Genomic DNA, 16797 nt, shown 5'->3' on the forward strand with positions numbered 1-16797 from the left:
TAAAGGGCACTGTATTTTTTCTAATAAATACAGTCCCTACACCCCATTGCGGGATTTTCTGTAGCAACACAAACAACCGCAATAAGGTATGTGTACTCTGCCTTCTATTTTTCCAAGGCGTCCAATGCATCGATAATGTCGTTTTGATTCTCCTGGTTGCCTATATGGTAAGGTGGTGCTATTCGATCTCCGCAATCCATAAGGGAACAGCGCTCACAAGTTGTATTAACCACTTTAGTAACAATATCCGGATCATCAATAAACTTGATCCTTTTCCTCAGGTTGTTATCAATATATACACCAATGGTAACACTCATACTCTCATTGGGGTTAGAAACATTGGGAAAAGCAATGGTCAGACAAAAGTATTCATTAGGCGTTTCATGATACCTGGAAATCTGCGCTCCGGCCAATACAGGAATTTGTTTTTTCAGGCGGTGCATACTCCGAAGCTCCTTAATAAGACCTATAGAAATCCATCTTCTGCAATAATGCTCATTAAGACTGTTGGCATGTGGGTTATGTGCCCTTGAAAGGTGAAGCTCCTTGGTAAGCTCATAGGATGAAAAGTCATCTGTTCCCAAAAACCGCAGAAAAAACAGGTTTTTAATACCAAAATATTTAGGCAAAATATTGGTAAGCCGCTGCATCAACATTTCCGGTGTTGCATTGTACTTAGTAATAAAAGACAACAGCTGATTACCATCCCACTTTTTGTTTTGCGCAAATTCCCTCACATCTGCCACTACAGCATCTTCATCCATAAGTAAGGCAGCGGAGAAATACGAAGCTTTATAATTGTTAAGTAGCTCCTCAAAGTTATAACTCCTTTGTGGTGGTGTTTCCATGGGGCGCTCTTTCAGTTTTAAATATTGAAAGCCTATTTCACGTCCTAACAGGAAACATTCCTGTGCATCTGTCAATTCATTATTGAGTAGCAGTTTTTTCCTCTTACTCTTATAGTAAGAACGTAAATGCTTTAAAGCTCTAAATTCCGACAGCTCATCACGGTCGGTGGTAATGCCATAGCTACCCAAAAGCACCTGTTCCAGTTGCATTTTTTTAACAGGTATAGTATTAATCGACTTGTTGGCACCCCTAAAATCTTTCACTGCTTTTTCGATATCCGGAAAGTAATTATCATGCATCTCCTGATAGGAGCGAAGTGCAGCATAATAAAAGTACTCCTGATTCATTTCATAATTACGAGAGATCAAAGAGATAGAACTGATAAATGCATTGATCTTTTCTGGTGACACTGAGATAAGTTCAATGATTTTCTGCGCATCAAGTCCAAAAAGGTGAAGAGGGAACTCTTTAAAAAAATCTGATTGCAACAAATTGATAACAGGCTGCAATCTTTTCGACACTTTTAGAGAGACCAAATTGTCGTAAGACTCATCCAAGGCCTCAGCTAATTGCATGATCTTATCCCCCTTTGGGTATTTTTTCCCTTTTTCTATCTCACTTAAATAGGAAATTGAAAGTCCTGTCTTCTGCGCAAGTTCCTGAAACGAAAGTCCCTTCTCAACACGTAAATCGCGGATTTTAAGCCCAAAAATATGTTTGAGCGAAAAGTTTTCATTGGCCATGGATCAAAGATAATTAAAATTTGTGTAAAATTTCTTTTAGCGAAATTTCGCTATTAATGAAATTTTACTGATATTCGTATGACACAAATTATTTTAACCCCTGGAACTATGATTGAAGAATTAACTACTAAAGCCTACAGCCCACCTGAAACCATGCATCTCAATGCTGGCTTTGAAGAGGCGTATGCAGAGATTCTCACCCCAGAAGCACTAAAGTTTCTGTTTACTCTGCACGAGAAGTTTAATGGACGCAGAAAGTTGCTCTTACAGAAAAGAGTCGAGCGCCAGAAAGAAATCGACAACGGTGTTATGCCCGATTTTCTTGAATCAACCAAAACCATCCGTGAAGGCGACTGGCAAGTTGCCAGCCTACCCAAAGACCTCCTGGACCGCCGTGTGGAAATCACCGGACCGGTGGAGAGAAAGATGATTATTAATGCTCTAAACTCAGGCGCCAAAGTTTTTATGGCCGACTTTGAGGACAGCAACACACCTTCATGGAAAAACAATATAGAAGGGCAAATCAACTTACGAGATGCAGTCAATCGCAACATAGAATATAAACACCCTACAACAGGCAAAACCTATTCGTTGAATGACGAAGTAGCTACACTGTTTGTAAGACCCAGGGGATGGCATCTGGAAGACAAACACATCACTATCAAAGGTGAGTCTATAAGCGGAAGCCTTATGGATTTTGGTCTGTACTTTTTTCACAATGCCAAAAACCTGATAAAAAATGGTACTGGACCATACTTCTATTTGCCAAAAATGGAAAGCCATTTGGAAGCTCGACTTTGGAATGATGTTTTCGTTTACGCTCAGGATTATGTAGGTATTCCTCAAAAAACGATTAAGGCCACCGTATTGATAGAAACCATACTGGCAAGCTTCGAATTACATGAGATTCTTTTTGAATTAAGAGATCACTCCGCCGGACTGAATTGCGGAAGGTGGGATTATATTTTCTCGTTTATCAAAAAATTCCGCAATAAGGCAGGCTATGTAATGCCTGACCGCTCTCAGATCACCATGGGTGTACCTTTTATGAAGGCTTATACACTTGCCGTTATCAAGGCCTGTCACAAACGATGCGTTCATGCTATGGGTGGCATGGCTGCACAAGTACCTATTAAAGAAGATCCTGAGGCCAATGAAGCTGCTTTGAAAAAAGTACGAACCGACAAGGTTAACGAAGTCAGAAATGGCCATGATGGTACGTGGGTAGCACACCCTGGGTTAGTTAAAGTTGCAGAAAATGCCTTTAATGAATATATGCCTACGCTCAACCAGATACATGTTAAGCGTAACGATGTGATGATCTCTGCCGAACAATTACTGGAGGTACCTCAAGGAACCATTACAGAAAATGGGTTGAGAACTAATATCAACGTGGGTATCCTCTATATAGAAAGCTGGCTGAGAGGAAATGGTGCAGCAGCATTATATCACTTGATGGAAGATGCCGCAACTGCGGAAATCTCACGAACTCAGGTATGGCAATGGCTTAAAAACGGCGCCACGCTGGACGATGGTAGAGTAATTACTGAAAGCTTGTATGAGCAGCTAAAAGTTGAGGAACTTGAGAAGATCAAAGCTTACGTTGGAGAAGAAAATTACAAAAAAGGAAGGTTTGAACAGGCGATTTCAACCTTTGACAAACTAGTAAAATCCGATGATTTTAAGGAGTTTTTAACAATACCTGCCTATCAATTAATCGACTAACCCCTAAATTTTTACCATTATGAACAATGCAGATCAAATAGAAAAACTATATAGCGATTGGATGTCGAACCCCAGATGGAAAGGCATAACAAGGCCTTACATTCCTGAAGATGTACTAAAACTTAGAGGTTCGGTAAATATAGAATATACGTTGGCAAGGCTTGGGGCTGAGAAGCTCTGGAAGAGACTCACCACCCAGCCTTTCACAGCTGGACTGGGAGCCTTAACAGGCAACCAGGCCGTACAGGAAGTTGCCGCTGGCCTTGAGGCGATCTACCTAAGTGGCTGGCAGGTTGCAGCTGACGCAAACCTTGCAGGCCAGATGTACCCTGATCAATCCCTTTATCCTGCAGACTCTGTACCCAGCGTGGTAAAGAGGATCAACAACGCACTCATGCGAAGGGATCAGATTCAAAGTGTAACAGGTGAGTCTGACATCGACTGGATGGTACCTATAGTTGCTGACGCGGAAGCTGGTTTTGGAGGAAACCTCAATGCTTTTGAATTAATGAAGGCCATGATTGAAGCAGGTGCTGCAGGTGTTCACTTCGAAGACCAGCTTTCATCAGCCAAGAAGTGTGGACACTTAGGTGGCAAAGTATTAGTTCCGACCCAAGAAGCGATAAATAAACTTATTGCAGCACGTTTGGCTGCTGACGTAATGGGTACGCCCACTGTATTGGTTGCCCGTACTGATGCTGAGGCGGCTAACCTGATCACTTCCGACGTTGACACCAGAGATCATAAATTCCTTACCGGAAACAAAACCTCTGAAGGATTCTTCCATGTTAAAAACGGATTGGAACAAGGGATCGACAGAGCATTGAGCTACGCACCTTATGCGGATCTACTTTGGATGGAAACCTCTAATCCAGACTTGGGTTTGGCAAGGGAATTTGCTCAAGGAGTTAAAGAGAAATACCCTGACCAAATGTTGGCATACAACTGTTCGCCATCATTTAACTGGGCAGCCAAGCTCAGCGTGAAGGAGATGGAGTCATTCAGAGAAAACCTTGCAGAAATGGGATACAAGTTCCAGTTTATCACACTGGCTGGATTCCATGCGCTGAACACTGCAATGTTTGAACTGTCAAAAGCCTACAAAGAAAGAGGCATGGCTGGTTACTCTGAGTTACAGGAAAGAGAGTTTGCGCTTCAACAACATGGGTTTAACGCTGTAAAACACCAGGCATTTGTTGGCACACAATATTTCGATACCGTTCAGAATATTGTTCAGCAAGGCAACTCCTCTACCACTGCCATGAAAGGTAGTACTGAAGAAGATCAGTTTGAAACTACAAAAAAAGCAAGTTAATATCCCAAATGACCTCGACCTAAACCCAAAAATCGCCTGACTTTAATAAGGTCAGGCGACTTTTGTCTACTCTAAGGTTGCTGCCTGACCCTATGGTCAGGCAGCTTTTTTAATATAGTTTTCTCACACGCTCACATTAGCCGCACCTTCAATAATCTCTTCTACCACATCAGGGTTAAGAAGTGTTGAAGTATCACCCATGTTACTTGTCTCTCCGGTTGCTATTTTTCGTAATATTCTACGCATGATCTTCCCGGACCGGGTTTTAGGCAGCCCCGAAACAATTTGTATCCTATCAGGTTTTGCTATTGGACCTATTATTTTATTTACTGTTTCCCTGATTTCATTCTTAAGATTCTCTTCCGATCTTCCCTCCATATCACAGATCACATAAGCATAAATACCCTGACCTTTTATATCGTGCGGATATCCCACCACCGCTGATTCCACAACTTTAGGGTGCTCATTAATGGCATTTTCGACCTCCGCAGTACCCATTCTATGACCTGATACATTGATTACATCATCAACACGCCCCAGGATTCTATAATAACCATCTTCATCGCGTTTCACTCCATCACCTGTAAAGTAATAACCTTTGAAGCTTGAAAAATAAGTTTGTCTACATCTTTCATGATCACCATAAGTAGTCCGTAAGATTGATGGCCATGGAAATTTAATGCACAGATTACCTTCAACACTATTCCCCTTCAGTTCATTACCATCATTATCTAAAATAGCGAGCTGCACCCCTGGCAACGGCAATGTTGCATACGAGGGTTTAGTTGGAGTAACTCCCGCAATAGGTGACACCATAACACCACCCGTTTCTGTCTGCCACCAGGTGTCTACAATCGGACACTTGCCTTTTCCAACATGGTCATGATACCAGTGCCAGGCTTCTTCATTAATCGGTTCACCTACAGAACCGATTACTTTTAACGAATCCAGCGCATAGGGCTTCAGAGGTTCTGCACCAAAAACCTGCAGTGCCCTGATAGCTGTAGGAGCGGTATAAAACTGATTTACCTGATGTTTATCACAAATAGCCCAAAACCTACCCGGATTTGGGTAAGTAGGCACACCTTCGAACATCAGCGTAGTAGCCCCTGCTAACAAAGGTCCGTATACGATATAAGAGTGCCCTGTTATCCAGCCTATATCGGCCGTACACCAATACACATCTCCCGAGTTATATTGAAATACATTTTGGAAAGAGTAAGTAGTGTACACCATATAGCCCCCACAGGTATGTACTACTCCTTTTGGTTTTCCGGTTGAACCGGAGGTATATAATATAAAGAGCATATCTTCGGCATCCATTACCTCTGCTTTATTCTCCTTTGACACACCTTCTATAGCATCACTCCACCAGATGTCACGACCATCTTTCATGATCACTTCATGTCCTGTACGCTTCAGCACAATCACCCTTTCAACAGAACTGGTATTTTCAAGGGCTTCATCCACCACCTTCTTTACTGCAATTTTCTTATCACCTCTGAAATTACCATCAGAAGTTAGCACCATTTTGGCCTGGCAGTCCTCAATACGATCTGCAAGAGACTTAGCAGAAAAACCTGCAAATACCACAGAATGCACGGCTCCGATTCTGGCACATGCAAGCATAGCAACAGCAGCTTCCGGAACCATAGGCATATAAATAATGACTCTGTCCCCCTTCTCAACGCCCTGTGCTTTCATGGCGTTGGCGAATTGACAGACCATTTCATAAAGCTCGCGATAGGTAATAGTCCTTACAGCCTCCTTAGGGTCATTTGGCTCCCAGATTATAGCCGGTTTGTCTCCTAGTAAAAACAGGTGCTTTTCCAGCAAGTTTTCTGTGATATTAAGTTTTCCATTGACAAACCACTTAACATCAGGTTTTTCGAAATCCCAGTCAACTACTCTATCCCATTTTTTATGCCAGTAGAAGGAATCAGCTATTCTTCCCCAGAAATTATCGGGATCCTGAACACTCTTTTGGTATTCATGGATGTAGCCACTAAGTGTCTGAATTTTGTTACTCATAATTTACATTCATTCGGGTTTTAAATATTAAAACTACTCCTTGTCGCTCCATACTAAGTTGCAAAAAATCATCTCATTTATAAAATGATTTATACAGCTTCTATAAGAACGCACTTAAAAAGTCCCGGACAATAAATGATGAGGGAGTGGGAAGATATCTAAAAAAAGTACTCTGCAGAAACCGCCACCAAAGAGCCAAGTATACCTACACCTAGTTTTTTAGCATTAAAATGATGATCTACACTGCTTTCAAACACTATTGTAGTAGAAATATGAAGAAAGTTACCGCTCACTATGGCAAAAAGTATTGTAAATGCTTCATGGGAAAGTGTATTACTTTCCACATAATAATCACCTACCAAAAGCCCCAAAGGAGATGCCAATGAAAACAACGCAAGAAACACTATGGCAATATTCTTCTTTTTTACCTGACACATCAGAATAGACATCAAGGCAAACGCAGCCGGAGCCTTATGCAGCAAAATACCAAAGAACAAAGACCTGGACTCATGATGCTCATGAAGTGCACTGGGGTGCGCTAGCAATGAACCCTCTAAAAACGCATGAACTGATAGCCCGAATAATACCAGAACGGCTGAACTAGCTTTATGCTGATGCCCTTCACTATGTTTATGTACATGACCATGCTCTGCACCTGAAGTAAGATACTCAAGTATTTGCTGCAGAAAAAAGCCTACAAGAATAAATAGCCCTATTTCAGTTGGGTTCTCAGCCCTTGAAAATAATTCCGGCAAAATATGAATAATAGTAACTGCAAAAAGGTATGCTCCAGCAAAGACCAGAACAAGTTTGTATTTTTTATCCTTTATTTCCGGTATCAAAAACGTAGACAGCCCCGACAGCAAAGCTGTAAAAAACAGGATGAGAAGATTAAAAAGCATGGATGTATTCAAGTTCGACGCACAAAGATATACAACAATGTTGCATTTACATGTTTCGTGACGCTATTTTTTCACTACAAAGATCATTCTTTCAGAATGTTCCGGATCATATGCCTTAAAGTGATAATCCCCAAATATCTCCACCAACTGCAACCCGGCACGTTGAAAGTAACTTAAAAACTCCACTCGCCTTATAGCCTTTACCTTTTCCTGATAATGATACTCATGCCCATTGTCCTCAAACCTGATGTCCTTAAGTATGTAACCATCTTCACTAAATTGTTTGGCTATTTGAAAAGTAATACCCTCAATTTGCTTTTCTTCTGAAGGCACAAGGTTATGCACCACCTTATATGGATTCAAAAAATCAATGAGTAGCTTTCCCCCTGGCTTAAGCGCATCGGCAGCCACCTGGACAGCCTGGGCATTTTCCTCATCCGAATCAAAATAGCCAAAACTGGTAAACATATTTAAAACGAAATCAAACTCATTTTCAGCAAAGTCATGGCGCATGTCCTGGATGAAAAAATGCAGTTTGTTATTTTCAAACTGCTTCGCATGCTCAATGTTTTGAGCCGAAAGGTCTACTCCAACCACATCAAACCCTTTGCGGTTAAGGTAAATGGAATGGCGCCCTTTACCACAGGCTAGATCCAAGAGCTTATGATCTTTAGAAATATGAAAGTACTCTACCAGGTTATCAATAAACTCACTGGCTTCTTCATGATCTCTGTGTTTGTATAGAATATGATAATACGGAGAATCAAACCACTGCCCAAACCACTCTTTTATTACTGTCATTATTCTATTTCTTTTATGTAAGGCTTAATACCTTCAGTAGCATATACCTTCTTATTACCTGAAGCATCACTATATACAAGGTATCCATCAAGTTCGGAGTTTGCCTCCAATATCTCAATTGCTTTTTCATGACCAAGTACCATAAACGCTGTTGCCAAAGCATCAGCAGTCATACAATCATTAGCAAAAACAGAAGCGCTTAATAGGGGGTGCCTGATTGGAAACCCGGTAAAGGGGCTAATGGTATGAGAATATTTAACTCCATCAACCACATAGTAATTAAAATAATTACCTGAAGTTGCCATTGCTTTGTTCTCTACACTTGCTGTTGCTATATAAAACTGATTGATCTGGTCAGAGTCAGGATCAAGAATTCCTATATTCCACAGCTTGCCAGTCTTCAGGTTCTTGCCCTTAGCAAACACCTCTCCACCAATCTCCACAAGCATGTTTTCTATTCCCTGTGCTTCAAGATAGTTGGCCACAATATCTACACCATACCCTTTAGCAGCCGCGCTAAAATCCAACTGCACGCGCGGATCAGCCTTTAATACCTCAGCATTATCAAATTTAATTTTATCAAAACCAACAAATTGCATCAGAGAGTCTATATAGGCACTGTCATATTCTACTTTTTTCTCAGGCCCAAAACCCCAGGCATTGACTAATGGCATTACAGTAGGATCGTAGGCCCCTTCAGTAAGGTCATATATAGATCTACTGCTAGCTAATACAGGCTCAAAATAAGGGCCATCAAATTTAAAGGAGGAATCTCTGTTGAACCGTGATATTTCAGACTCGGGGATGTAAGTACTTAAGTCTTTATTAAAGTCTTTCAATAGCGAGTCTATCTGTCGGCTAAAATCTCTTTTCTGCTCATCAAAATATGTAACATTATATGTTATCGGCCCCATAGTTTTTCCAGAAAATTTGGCCATCGGCACTACTTGGGATTGACGATATTTCCAAACCAGAAAAACTGCCAGTAACAACACAACCGAATAAATAATATTTTTATATCGCAGGCTCATGGGTTTAAAATTTGGCGCTAAATTAATGAAATTGCCTAGGGTATGCTTACTTTAGAGCATTAATTGCGGATAATTTCTAAATTCAACAAGTCGTTTTGACTTATATGGAAGTAATATATGCGAGAAGATTATTTAAGCGGAGATGGAAATAGTTTAAGCCATGCTGAAAAAGAGATTGAGAAAGCATTGAGACCTCTGAGTTTTAGTGACTTTACCGGCCAGGGCAAAGTAGTAGAGAACATTAAAATATTTGTAAGGGCAGCACAAAAAAGAGGGGAGTCTCTCGATCATGTTTTGCTACACGGACCTCCCGGACTGGGAAAAACTACACTCTCACATATTATAGCCAATGAGCTGGAGACAAATATAAAAATCACTTCCGGCCCAATTTTAGACAAGCCTAGTGACTTGGCGGGCTTGCTCACCAATCTGGAAGATCATGATGTACTATTTATAGATGAGATCCACCGGCTGAATCCAATTGTAGAAGAATATCTCTACTCTGCCATGGAGGATTTCAAGATAGATATAATGCTGGATTCAGGCCCCAGTGCCCGTACGGTGCAAATTTCACTAGCTCCATTTACACTAATAGGAGCTACTACGCGTGCCGGATTACTTACAAGCCCTCTCAGGGCACGTTTCGGCATCAATGCAAGGCTTGAATATTATGATGCCGAATTACTAGCAACCATTGTTCAGCGTTCGTGCGATATATTGAAATCCCCTATTACTGAAGAGGCTGCCTACGAAATAGCACGAAGAAGCCGCGGTACCCCAAGGATTGCCAATAACCTACTAAGAAGGACCCGTGACTTTGCTGAGATTAAAGGAGATGGCACTATTACTATGGAAATTGCCCAGATGGCATTAAAGGCTCTTGATGTTGATGAACATGGTTTGGATGAAATGGACAACCGTATCTTGTCCACAATCATTGAGAAATTCAAAGGTGGACCTGTAGGCCTGTCAACTATTGCTACAGCCTGTGGCGATGAAGCTGAGACCATTGAAGAGGTATATGAGCCTTTTCTGATACAGGAAGGCTATATTAAGAGAACCTCAAGAGGACGGGAAGCAACCGAGCTTGCATATAAGCACCTAAAAATAGTGCCTCCAGGCAAAGCCAGAGGCCTTTTTGATTGATGCAACTTCGCTTTCAGCCAAATTTAACTTTCCCGGAACGGTACAAGGCAGCACTTTATTATAGCTGCCTGTCGGATGTTCCCTTTTTAGTCGAAAGACCATGAACCGCTCAAAACATACTGCTTTCATAAAAAATAAAGCACAAGAACTGGGCTTTATGTATTGTGGTATTGCCCGAGCAGAGTTTCTGGCAGATGAAGCCCCACGTCTTGAAAAATGGCTCAACCAGGGCATGCATGGGAAAATGGGCTATATGGAAAATCATTTTGAAAAACGACTGGACCCAACTAAACTGGTACCCGGTGCTAAGTCAGTTATTACACTGCTTTACAATTACTACCCGCAGCATGACCTCGCTCAAAATGATACTTATAAAATTGCCAAATATGCCTATGGCAAGGACTATCATTTTATAATCAAGGACAAGCTCAAAGCTTTTATGACTGATATCCATGAGGAGATTGGCGAGGTTGATGGTCGTGTATTTGTGGACTCCGCCCCGGTAATGGAGCGAACCTGGGCTCAGCGGGCAGGTGCCGGATGGATCGGAAAAAACAGCCTTTTGCTTAATAAACAAAGTGGCAGCTTTTTCTTTCTGGCAGAACTTATCCTAGACCTTGAGTTGGACTATGATGGTCCGGTTAAAGACTATTGCGGTACCTGTACCGCCTGTATGGACAATTGCCCCACTGATGCTATTCCCGAACCCTATGTAGTAGACGGAAGCCGTTGCATCTCGTACTTGACCATCGAGCTAAAGGAATCTATTCCTGACGAGTTCAGAGGTAAATTCAAAAACTGGGCCTTTGGCTGTGACATCTGCCAGGATGTATGTCCCTGGAATCGGTTTTCCAAGCCTCACCAAGAACCGGCGTTTGAACCGCACGAGCAATTGAAGTCTATGAACAAGGCAGACTGGGAAGAACTAACTCATGAAGTTTTTAATGAAATATTTAGAAAGTCCGCAGTGAAAAGAACAAAGTTTGAAGGACTAAAAAGAAATATTTCATTTGCCAAAAACACGCACCTTTGACCTTGCTGCTATTAGATCTATGAAGCTTAATCTCACGAAATAAAAAACCCCAGCAGGGCCGGGGTTCAAATCGGGGTATATTAAGTGTTTAAATTTAAACTGTTACGAAACACCTTTGTAAGACTGTTTCATGCTTATCAGTAAACTGTGCGTAACACCAGTTCTTTAGTTCCCGAACCTCATCGGCCACTAATGTTCTAATAGCCTTTTTTAGCTCTTTTTCAAACAGCCTTGGATCAAAACTCACCTTGCTGAGGATGGTCTTTACGTATTCTAACATAAGCTATTTTAATTTTTAAAAGTTCGTGTAAAACAAGTTTATCACATTCTACAACCATTAATATACAAATTAGTTACGGCTTTTAAAAGATTGCCATAAATTTGTACGTTAGAAAAGTAATAAGGTTCAACAAATTACTATGGATTTGATATACAGAAGCTTACGATTTTCTCTGTTGATTCTGGTCTCGGTTTTTGCTGGCCAAACACTTCAGGCACAGGAAATCAGTATCTCTTTAGGGCCAGATGAAATTGGTGAAAACCAAGCCTGGACCATTACCATCACAGCTTCCAATGAGCGATTAAAAAGCTATGGGGACTTCCCTGAAATTGAAGGGTTCCGCATGCGTGGCACCTCCTCATCTTCTAGTACACAGATCATCAACGGACAGATCTCTTCATCGCAAAGCGTAACGATGACCTATGTCCCAACTAGCCAGGGCACCTTTACGATTGATCCTTTTCAGATTAAGATCAATGATAAAATGTACAGTTCCCCTGGCAAAATGGTTAAGGTTGGGGCTCCGGTAGAAAGACAACAAAGAAATGATCCCTTCAGAAGCTTTTTTGATCACGACCCCGCTGACAGCTTTTTTGGCAGAGACAAAAAAACCGAGTTTATCGACATCAAGGAGGATGCTTTTTTAGCGCTTACTACAGATAAGGAAACCGCGTATGTAGGTGAAGGTATTACCACTACACTTTCATTTTATGTTGCTGATAACAATCGTGCCCCCCTACAATTTCACGATCTCGGCAAACAACTCTCCAACGTACTTAAAAAAGTTCGCCCTGAAAATGCCTGGGAAGAGAACTTTAACATAGAAAACATCAATGGGGAACCTATCTCTATTAGAGGTAAACGCTACACGCAGTATAAAATTTATCAGGGAGTATTCTACCCCTTAAATGCAGAGGACATCAAATTTCCTTCTGTAGGGCTGGAAATGATCAAATATAAAGTGGCTAAAAACCCTTCATTTTTTGGTCAGAATCGCAAAGAGGATTTTAAAACGTTTTATAGCAAACCTAAAACCGTAAGAGTAAAAGAGCTACCTCCTCACCCTCTGCGAGAACAGGTTGCGGTGGGAGATTACCTCCTGGATGAAAGGATCAGCTCTAATGAACTGGAAACTGGACAGAGTTTTTCTTACCAATTCAACATCTACGGAGAGGGTAACATTTCTGCCATCACCGAACCTATGGTTGATGGTGAAGAAAATTTTGACTTTTATGATCCTAACATTAGCCAAAACATCAATAGACGTAATAATCATGTTACCGGCTCAAAATCTTTCAGCTATTTTGGAATACCAAAAGAACCTGGACAGTACAATTTAAAGGACTATTTCAAATGGATATTTTTTAACCCTAAAACTCAAAAGTATGATACGCTGATGTCATCTCAAGTGGTAGAAGTTACCGGTGAAAGCAAAAAGAACGAGTCTATTCAATCCAATGACCTGGGTTCTTTTTATGACAGGTTAAATGCAGAAAATAATGACCTGAAAAGCACCGACAGCTTTGAGTGGATAAAGATATTTACCAACATCTTTATATTGGGCCTGCTGGGTTTCTCTACGGTCATATTCGTAGGAGACGAAATCAAAAATACATTTAAACAAGGTGTTTCCAGCCCAAAAGAATTAAAGAAAAGCCTATCCCCAAGCTCACTATTTTCCAACAGCCTGTTTCTTTCTGTTGTTATTGGTCTGGCACTAACAGCACTGTTTATTGGTTTGGAGTTTTTACCTGATGGAATTCTTCCAGGTATATTAAGTGTACTGATATATTTAGTAGGTATTCCTGTTATAATTTTCAGACTCACCGTTATGATGCACAAAAAGGAAGGTAGAGTAACGGCTTCAGCTATTTATGTAAGGAGTTTTATTATTATCGCTACGATGTTTGTTGTAACAAGCTCGATGTCAGCATTGTCAGAATCATATCTTCGAAACGCAGAAGACCCAATAATGTTAAGAGGTAATCTTTTGGCTTTTACTCTGTTAATGGCCTGTGCTCATTTATTTGTGTTCATCAATTCTTTGCCTTACTTTTTCTACAAAAACAATATACCTGTTTGGAAAGCATTCATTCCTTTTAGGAATACTCAAATCATGGGGGAAATCGCTTCGTACCATTTTGCCTGGTACAGGTTTTTTATTCCCTGGCCTCCTTTCAAACTCATGCGGAAAATTGCCGAATTTCAGGGCAGAAGTACTATCAATGCTTATGCTAATGCAATATTCCCATATCTCTTCTTTCCATTTCTATTATATGATAGAAAAGACTAATATTGAACATAATAAAGTTAGCTAATACTAAATTTTGAAAATTGGGAAACTCTTACGGCACCTTATTTAAAATATCCACTTTCGGGGAGTCGCACGGCAAGGCACTCGGGGTCATCATTGATGGCTGCCCTGCAGGACTGGATATCAATGAAGACTTCATTCAGCAGGAACTAAACAGAAGGAAACCCGGACAATCAAAAATCACTACTCAGAGGAAAGAAGATGATACTTTTGAAATTCTTTCAGGGGTTTTTGAAGGCAAATCTACCGGTACGCCAATCTGCATTGTTATTCATAACAAGGATGCAAAAAGTAAGGACTATTCTCATATTGCTGACAGGTACAGACCATCTCATGCAGATTATACTTATGATGTAAAGTACGGAATCAGAGACTACCGTGGCGGAGGCAGAAGTAGTGCCAGAGAAACGGCTGCTCGTGTAGCTGCCGGAGCAGTGGCCAAGATTATGCTGGAAAAGCAAGGAATCAAAATCTCTGCTTATGTATCACAGGTTGGAGATATCAAATGCCCGGATTATCCGTCACTCGACCTAAGCCAGACTGAAAACAATATTGTCCGCTGCCCACATTCAGAAACCGCCGACAAAATGATTGCCTTGATCGACGAGATCAGAAAAAGTCAGGATACTATAGGTGGCACTGTTACGTGCATCATTGAAAATACTCCAGCAGGGCTTGGGGAACCGGTCTTTGACCGACTGCACGCTGAGTTGGGCAAAGCCATGCTGAGCATCAATGCTGTAAAAGGTTTTGAATACGGCAGTGGGTTTGAAGGTGTTAAAATGCGAGGTTCCGAGCATAACGACGCCTTTTACAAAGAAGGTGATAAGACAAAAACGAGAACTAACTATTCTGGAGGTATACAAGGTGGTATTTCCAACGGAGAAGATATATATTTTAATGTAGCGTTCAAGCCTGTGGCAACGATCATGCAAGATCAGGAAAGTATTAACGCTCAGGGCGAAACTGTAACTGTCAGCGGTAAAGGCAGGCATGACCCTTGTGTGGTACCCAGAGCAGTGCCCATTGTAGAGGCTATGGCCGCTCTGGTTATCGCTGATTTTTATTTGATCAACCAAACAGCTAAATTGCGCGACTAATTTTTAGCGACTTTTATGAAGAATTTACCCCTACACGTAAAAATTATCTTTGGCTTGATTGCCGGGATCATTTGGGCTTTCATCTCCAGTTATCTTGGCTGGAATGAATTCACCATTGATTATATCGATCCTCTGGGCCAAATATTTATTAAACTCCTTAAATTCATCGCCGTACCCCTGGTATTGTTTTCAATTATTGGTGGTGTATCCAGCTTAAGTGACATGTCAAAGCTTGGACGCCTGGGAGCCAAAACACTTAGTTTATACCTGTTGACCACAGTCACTGCTGTTGGTCTTGGCCTTATACTGGTAAATCTGGTCAAACCAGGAACATTTACAGATGATGCGCAACGTGTAAAAAATAGAATATCTTACGAAAAGTGGGTTCAAGACACTCCTGGTGTACCCCAACCTAAAGATGGTAGACATTTCCTCACTGACCCTCAATACAGATCTATAGTAGAAGAGGTAACCAGTGCCAGCGAGCTTGCCGCCATAGATAAGAAAAGTGCCAATGTAGAAGACAAAATGGCTGCTGCTGAAAAAACAAAAGATAGCAGCCCATTACAATTTCTTGTAGACATGGTTCCTGATAACATCATGAAATCCATTTCAGATAATGGATCTATGCTACAGGTTATATTCTTTGCGATATTTTTTGGTATAACTCTAGCCCTTTTACCTGCCAAAAAAGCGAGGCCTGTTGTTGATTTTGTCAATTCAGTTAATGATGCCTTCCTTAAAATGGTTGATCTCATCATGAAAATTGCTCCATATTTCGTTTTTGCCCTGCTGGCGGGTGTAATTGCTAAAATGGCTGACTCTCCAAAGGAGGTATTTGAAATATTTAAGGGACTTGGATCTTACTCTATTACTTTAGTCATAGGCCTGTTCTTTATGGTATTTGTTTTCTACCCGATCATAGTAACATTGTTTGTTAAAAAATTGAGTTATAGAGAGTTCTTTAAGAATATTAGCCCTGCTCAATTTCTGGCATTTTCGACCAGTTCAAGTGCCGCCACACTACCCGTAACTATGGAATGTATAGAAGAGAACATGGGAGTGTCTAAAAACATCAGCAGCTTTGTATTACCTATTGGAGCTACTGTAAACATGGATGGCACCAGCCTTTATCAGGCAGTAGCAGTTATATTTATGGCACAGCTTCATATGGTTGATCTTTCTCTGGGCCAACAGCTAACTATTGTACTTACAGCTACATTAGCATCCATCGGCTCAGCTGCGGTACCTAGTGCCGGGCTTGTAATGATGATCATTGTGTTACAGTCCGTAGGCCNATTAGCATCCATCGGCTCAGCTGCGGTACCTAGTGCCGGGCTTGTAATGATGATCATTGTGTTACAGTCCGTAGGCCTGAACCCGGCATGGATTGCCATTATTTTTCCTGTAGATAGAATATTGGATATGTGCAGGACTGTTGTAAATGTAACAGGAGATGCTACGGTATCTACACTAATTGCTAAATCAGAAGGAGAGCTACCAAAATACAGTTGATATTTACTTCGC

Annotated in this window: 13 protein-coding genes; 7 read left to right on the forward strand and 6 right to left on the reverse strand. The window is 41.1% G+C overall.

Annotation, left to right across the window (positions count from 1 at the left end; all coding sequences use genetic code 11):
* Positions 1-104: 104 nt before the first annotated feature.
* On the reverse strand, positions 105-1592 hold the full coding sequence (locus tag JMN32_RS26085; protein ID WP_202859353.1) for a helix-turn-helix domain-containing protein: 1488 nt from the start codon (positions 1590-1592) through the stop codon (positions 105-107).
* Positions 1593-1700: 108 nt separating this feature from the next.
* Between JMN32_RS26085 and aceB the strand changes: the two genes are divergently transcribed.
* Together aceB and aceA are read left to right on the forward strand one after the other, a co-directional pair.
* Entirely contained in the window at positions 1701-3317 is a 1617-nt protein-coding gene (aceB, locus tag JMN32_RS26090; protein WP_202859354.1) for a malate synthase A, read from the forward strand.
* A 19-nt stretch (positions 3318-3336) separates the two neighbouring features.
* Positions 3337-4632 carry an isocitrate lyase gene (gene aceA, locus JMN32_RS26095; protein ID WP_202859355.1) on the forward strand — a complete coding sequence of 432 codons (1296 nt, stop codon included), beginning with the start codon at positions 3337-3339 and terminating at the stop codon, positions 4630-4632.
* A gap of 123 nt (positions 4633-4755) precedes the next feature.
* Here the strand turns inward: aceA and acs are convergent, their stop codons facing one another.
* The 4 genes from acs to JMN32_RS26115 all read right to left on the reverse strand — a co-directional run bounded on the left by acs (position 4756) and on the right by JMN32_RS26115 (position 9397).
* Positions 4756-6663 (reverse strand): acetate--CoA ligase, encoded by a 1908-nt coding sequence (gene acs / locus JMN32_RS26100; protein ID WP_202859356.1) that lies wholly within the window; start codon positions 6661-6663, stop codon positions 4756-4758.
* Between the two features lie 158 nt (positions 6664-6821).
* Entirely contained in the window at positions 6822-7565 is a 744-nt protein-coding gene (locus JMN32_RS26105) for a ZIP family metal transporter (protein ID WP_202859357.1), read from the reverse strand.
* 63 nt (positions 7566-7628) lie between these two features.
* Entirely contained in the window at positions 7629-8366 is a 738-nt protein-coding gene (locus tag JMN32_RS26110) for a class I SAM-dependent methyltransferase (RefSeq protein WP_202859358.1), read from the reverse strand.
* The gene (locus JMN32_RS26115) at positions 8366-9397 is read right to left on the reverse strand and encodes an FAD:protein FMN transferase (RefSeq protein ID WP_202859359.1); all 1032 of its coding nucleotides are present in this window, start codon (positions 9395-9397) and stop codon (positions 8366-8368) included. The genes JMN32_RS26110 and JMN32_RS26115 overlap by 1 nt, the downstream gene beginning before the upstream one ends.
* A gap of 117 nt (positions 9398-9514) precedes the next feature.
* Here JMN32_RS26115 and ruvB point away from each other — a divergent pair, with 117 nt between their 5' ends.
* Together ruvB and queG are read left to right on the forward strand one after the other, a co-directional pair.
* Positions 9515-10543, forward strand: a complete 1029-nt coding sequence (ruvB, locus tag JMN32_RS26120) for a Holliday junction branch migration DNA helicase RuvB (RefSeq protein ID WP_202859360.1) — start codon at positions 9515-9517, stop codon at positions 10541-10543.
* A 100-nt stretch (positions 10544-10643) separates the two neighbouring features.
* On the forward strand, positions 10644-11576 hold the full coding sequence (gene queG, locus JMN32_RS26125; RefSeq protein ID WP_202859361.1) for a tRNA epoxyqueuosine(34) reductase QueG: 933 nt from the start codon (positions 10644-10646) through the stop codon (positions 11574-11576).
* A 94-nt stretch (positions 11577-11670) separates the two neighbouring features.
* Here queG and JMN32_RS26130 read toward each other — a convergent pair whose 3' ends face one another.
* Positions 11671-11856, reverse strand: a complete 186-nt coding sequence (locus JMN32_RS26130) for a hypothetical protein (RefSeq protein WP_202859362.1) — start codon at positions 11854-11856, stop codon at positions 11671-11673.
* Positions 11857-11995: 139 nt separating this feature from the next.
* Here JMN32_RS26130 and JMN32_RS26135 point away from each other — a divergent pair, with 139 nt between their 5' ends.
* The 3 genes from JMN32_RS26135 to JMN32_RS26145 are packed head-to-tail and all read left to right on the forward strand — an operon-like array spanning position 11996 to position 16785.
* Positions 11996-14149 carry a BatD family protein gene (locus JMN32_RS26135; protein ID WP_202859363.1) on the forward strand — a complete coding sequence of 718 codons (2154 nt, stop codon included), beginning with the start codon at positions 11996-11998 and terminating at the stop codon, positions 14147-14149.
* Between the two features lie 41 nt (positions 14150-14190).
* Entirely contained in the window at positions 14191-15270 is a 1080-nt protein-coding gene (aroC, locus tag JMN32_RS26140; RefSeq protein WP_202859364.1) for a chorismate synthase, read from the forward strand.
* A gap of 15 nt (positions 15271-15285) precedes the next feature.
* The gene (locus JMN32_RS26145; protein WP_202859365.1) at positions 15286-16785 is read left to right on the forward strand and encodes a dicarboxylate/amino acid:cation symporter; all 1500 of its coding nucleotides are present in this window, start codon (positions 15286-15288) and stop codon (positions 16783-16785) included.
* Positions 16786-16797 lie beyond the last annotated feature (12 nt).

Source organism: Fulvivirga marina, assembly GCF_016775155.1.
GTDB lineage: Bacteria > Bacteroidota > Bacteroidia > Cytophagales > Cyclobacteriaceae > Fulvivirga > Fulvivirga marina.